The 1,018-nt window shown below is 74.2% G+C and carries 1 protein-coding gene; it reads right to left on the bottom strand.

Going from position 1 to position 1,018, the window contains the following annotated elements:
* Positions 1 to 120 precede the first annotated feature (120 nt).
* Positions 121 to 1,018: lytic transglycosylase domain-containing protein (locus tag ICN82_RS19085; protein ID WP_193186229.1), on the bottom strand; the 898-nt coding region annotated here is incomplete at its 5' end.

Here is a 1,018-nt window from a genome sequence, read left to right as displayed (position 1 = left end):
CCGGCCGCCGACCGTGCTGCGCCTGCAGGACGGCTAGGCCCCGGGCGCGTCGCGATCCGGTGCCGCGCCGCCCTCCCGGGCTTGCACGTGGGCGGTCCCGGGCCGCGCCGGGCCGGCGGGTTAGTTGTGAAGGACCGTGCAGACCGTGCCGTATTGGCGGATCCGGTTGCACAGGCGCACCGCCTCGGTCCGGCTTTGCGCGCCGATCTGGGCCACGAATTGCGGGGCCCGCATGCTGCGCAGATGCATCCGCGCGATGACGGGATCGTTGTCCTGCAGCACCGGGTTGCGGGCCGCGGCCATGCGATAGCGCGCTGCGGCAAGGTCGTGGCTGCGATGGGCCGCCACGATTACGGCCCAGGGCGCCAGATCGGGCGCGCTGCGATATTGCGGAAACTGCCGCGCCGAGGCCAGCGCGATGCAGGCGGTGGAAAACGGCCGCTCCGCATCCAGCGCCAGATCCAGCGACGCGGGCGGCCGGTCGCGCCAGTCCAGCGCGCTGTAGCCGGTGATCCCGGCGACATAGGCGCGGGTTTCGCCGGGCAGCCCGCCGGATCCGGCGACAAAGCGCGCCGCGCGATCCTCGCCCCCGTTATAGGCCGCGGCGGCAAGGCCCAGATTGCCGAACGTGTCGCGCAGATCGGCCAGGTAGGCGGCCGAGGCAGCCAGCGCCGCCGCCGGATTGAACGGGTCGTCGAGGCCGCGCAGCCGCGCCGTGCCGGGCATGAACTGCGCGATGCCGAGCGCCCCGGCCGGACTGACGGCATAGGGATCGAAGAGGCTTTCGCGCCAGATCAGCCGGGCGAAGAAGCCCGGGGGCAGGTCATGGGCGAGGGCCAGCGTCTCGATCGCGCCGCAGGTATCCTCCAGCCGCTGCGCCAGGCGGATGCAGACGATCCGGGCGCCGTCGCAATCGGGATCGGGTTCGCGCAGGCGCATGCCGTTCGAGGCATAGGCCGCGCCGGGCCGCGGCACCGGCCGGTCGCTGGCCTCCGGCGCGCGCGGGGGCGGCGGCGCG

The organism is Mangrovicoccus algicola, assembly GCF_014903745.1.
Taxonomy (GTDB): domain Bacteria; phylum Pseudomonadota; class Alphaproteobacteria; order Rhodobacterales; family Rhodobacteraceae; genus Mangrovicoccus; species Mangrovicoccus algicola.
This window is presented reverse-complemented; position numbering and strand designations above follow the sequence as displayed.